Here is a 3,342-nt window from a genome sequence, read left to right as displayed (position 1 = left end):
CATGGATAAAATACCAAAGGGTTCCCCAACGTGATTCTCCATTTTTTTAGAGAAAGATAGACTCTCTCTCACCAACCGAGAAATCCTTTGTCGAAAGGTATTATTTAATCTTTCAATAGGATTAGTTTGACCAGTTTCTTTTCCGACCGCTCGATGACGTTTACTCGGAATTACTGTCTTATAAGTAGGGAGGCACAATTATTTGTAGGATGGGTTAGCGGTAGCGTAACATAATCGGGCGTTGGGTTTCATGCTTCAACCCAACCTACGTTCATCTTATATTTAATTCCACCCACCTACTTAGGACTCCCAAAAGTCTGTGTAAGCAACCGCGCATTGTCGGTAAACACCGGGTAAACTGGCCCCAAAGTTTTTGGGCTGATTGACGACTCCCATCTCCGCGCATAGCCACCAATAATTTACCTTGTCTTTCTATCAATTAACCATTAAATAGGGTCTGCTGAAAAAGTTTTTCCTGGGGGCAGGGTGTGACCCCCCCTACCCCCCCGACATCGGGGGGGTGTAGGGTTTTACCGATTTTGAAGGGGTCAATTACCTAATTTTCAGGGAAAAAGTCCAGGGATTTTCCACCCGATCACTCCCATATCTGGTACTTTTTGGTTTCCAAAAAGTCTAAAAGTCTTACCCAACAAGGTTTTTAGATTTATTCAGCCAACCCTATTTACTCATAATTTCGGCGGGTTGCGAGTTAGGAATCGGTTCAAAGTTGTGGTCGTCAGCCAGATATTCCGGATAGGTGGAGAATTGGGGTAGTATTTCTAGGGTAAAAGCTTCGGCAGCTTTCGAGCGATAGCGATTCGGGTTAATAATTACCGACAAGGTGCGTCGTACTTCCACATCTTTAATTCTGGTCGCGTGGATAACTCCCATTTGTAGTTCTTTTTCGATCGCTGTCACCGAGACAAAAGCCGCCCCTAAACCGGATTGTACGGCATTTTTAATCGCCTCGATCGAGTTAAGTTCCATCTCCACTTTTAAGCGTTTGGTATCGATCTCGCAACGGGTTAAAACCTTGTCGATGACTTTGCGAATCGTCGATTGGGAATCGAGGGTGATAAATTTTAGTCGATATAAATCCTCTTTTTGAATCATTTCTACCTTAGACAGAGGATGAAAAATAGGCAGGACTAAAGCCAGTTCATCGTCTGCGTAGGGGATAATCCGCAGGGTTTCTTGTAATTCGGCGGGAACTTCTCCCCCGATAATGGCTAAATCCACTTGACCGTTAGCAACGCTCCAAGAGGTGCGACGGGTGGAATGAACTTGTAGCTGTACGGATACTTCTGGGTATTTTTGCCGAAAAATCCCGATCATGCGGGGAAGAAGATAGGTTCCCGTGGTTTGGGAAGCACCGATGATTAGGGTTCCCCCTTGCAGATTTTGTAGATCTTCGATCGCCCGACAGGTTTCTTGACAGAGAGTGATAATTTTTTCGCCGTAGCTTAAGAGTAGGTGTCCCGCTTCCGTTAATTGGGCTTTCCGACCGCCCCGGTCAAATAACGGCACATTTAGCTGTTTTTCGAGGTTTTGTACCTGAAGACTGACCGCCGGTTGAGATACATACAGGGTATCTGCCGCCCGTTTAAAGCTTCCTTCGGCAGCGATCGCTTTGAGAATTCTCAGTTGGTCTAGGGTGAAGGGAATGTCGGTCATAGAAAGCCTCAAAAACAGCGACAGGAGAAGGGGAGGACAATAGCGACAAATCTTAAGCCAGTGCCGATAAATACACTGAATTGACAGTACCACACCACGGGGATCAATGCTTCAGGTAGTTCCAGTTATCAGTTACCAGTTATCAGTTACCAGTTATCAGTTATCAGGAGTCTCCGAGTCTCCGAGTCTCCGAGTCAGGAGATAGGGTGGTCACTGCGTGCGCGTTGCGGGGAGTTTTGGGGTTTTGGGGTTTTGGGGTGTTTAAATTCCTCCACTTCCCCACTTCCCCACTTCCCCACTTCCCCACCCCTCACTGATCACTGAAAAAGGCTGCCCCAGCAATTATCGGGTTGACTTTTGTGTACCACTTAATCGTTCTTAACCAAGAATCTTAATGATATTTTAAGATTTTTTAACAAACTGCCCCTAGCCGAGATGAACGTATATTCTATAGGGGAGCGAGTGTAGATTCCTATTCCCGTTCGACCGCCCGCTAATTCTCTGGAGATCAGCACCCATGCTTACTTTGCTCCGTTCGCTGCTATTTTCCACCCTATTAAGTTTTGTTGCCCCCGTCCTCTTGGTAGGTTCTATTTTAGCTGCTTTATTGGCCACCAGTCATGTCCCCGGCTTTACTTGGGTTTCTCAGACCGGTTTTAGCCAAATCCTGCAATTTTTAACCATTTTCGGCGACGGTTATCCCCTACAAGGAATGTTAACCATCGCTGTCACCTTTGCTTTTGTTGGCAGTTTATTCGATTTATTTAACTTTTACGTCTATCAAACCAATCGGGGACAGTAACAGGCAAAGGGTGATATTGACTGTCTAGAATGGGAATGAGGTTTTTATGGGATCGAATCGTCTATGCGCCCTATTTTCTGCCGTTTTTGGCTATTAACCCTGATTACGCTGCTGCTCACCCTGAGTATCGGGATGATCAATCCCCAACCCAGTTTCGGGCGCTCGTGGATGGATTTACTTTTTCGCGGTGTGCAGGTTATTCAACTTGCCACTATTTCTCCTCAGCAGGAAGTCGCCCTCGGTAGGCAGATTAATCAAGGTTTATTAGAATCAGGTAAGGTAAAACTCTCCAAAGATGCCAGAATTAACTAATATGTCCAAGAAATCGGACAGCGATTAGCGGCAACTAGCGATCGCCCTGACCTTCCCTACACTTTTCAAGTGGTGCGCGACAATAGCATTAACGCCTTCGCTACTATGGGCGGATTTGTCTATTTACACACGGGATTGATTAAAACTGCTGATAATGAGGCGGAATTAGCCAGCGTGATTGCCCATGAAATCGGCCATATCGTCGGTCGTCATCGAAAATTTGGGTCTGAAACCCCGCCGTTTTAGGTTGGCTTTGCTGTTAAATATGAGCATCGTTTACGAAATATATGCTAAAATATGAGACATGGAAAAAGCCTATTCTTACCGATTTTACCCCACACCCGAACAAGAGTCGCTATTGCGGCGCACATTGGGCTGTGTAAGATTAGTTTACAATAAAGCTCTCCATCTCAGAACACAAGCATGGTATGAAAGACAAGAAAGAGTAGGATATACTGAAACTTCTTCAATGCTAACCGATTGGAAAAAACAAGAAGAATTAGACTTTCTCAATGAAGTAAGCTGTGTACCCTTACAACAAGGGTTAAGACATT

At 45.2% G+C, this 3,342-nt stretch carries 3 protein-coding genes and 2 pseudogenes; 3 read left to right on the top strand and 2 right to left on the bottom strand.

Features of this window, described 5'->3' with window-relative positions:
• Both O9324_RS12990 and O9324_RS12980 read right to left on the bottom strand, forming a co-directional pair.
• Nucleotides 1-183: pseudogene (locus tag O9324_RS12990) on the bottom strand (IS1 family transposase); the annotation flags it as partial.
• Nucleotides 184-678: 495 nt separating this feature from the next.
• Nucleotides 679-1,674 (bottom strand): LysR family transcriptional regulator, encoded by a 996-nt coding sequence (locus O9324_RS12980; RefSeq protein WP_002759960.1) that lies wholly within the window; start codon nucleotides 1,672-1,674, stop codon nucleotides 679-681.
• Nucleotides 1,675-2,191: 517 nt separating this feature from the next.
• Here O9324_RS12980 and O9324_RS12975 point away from each other — a divergent pair.
• The 3 genes and pseudogenes from O9324_RS12975 to O9324_RS12965 form a co-directional block, all read left to right on the top strand.
• Nucleotides 2,192-2,476, top strand: a complete 285-nt coding sequence (locus O9324_RS12975) for a hypothetical protein (RefSeq protein ID WP_052277378.1) — start codon at nucleotides 2,192-2,194, stop codon at nucleotides 2,474-2,476.
• Between the two features lie 63 nt (nucleotides 2,477-2,539).
• A pseudogene (locus O9324_RS12970) lies at nucleotides 2,540-3,001 on the top strand (M48 family metalloprotease); the annotation flags it as partial.
• A gap of 91 nt (nucleotides 3,002-3,092) precedes the next feature.
• Nucleotides 3,093-3,342: helix-turn-helix domain-containing protein (locus O9324_RS12965; protein ID WP_288140400.1), on the top strand; the 250-nt coding region annotated here is incomplete at its 3' end.

Origin of the sequence: Microcystis sp. LE19-84.1B (assembly GCF_027531875.1) — a bacterium.
Taxonomy (GTDB): Bacteria; Cyanobacteriota; Cyanobacteriia; order Cyanobacteriales; family Microcystaceae; genus Microcystis; species Microcystis panniformis.
Note: the sequence above shows the minus strand (reverse complement) of the source record. Positions and strands in the feature narration are given on the sequence as shown.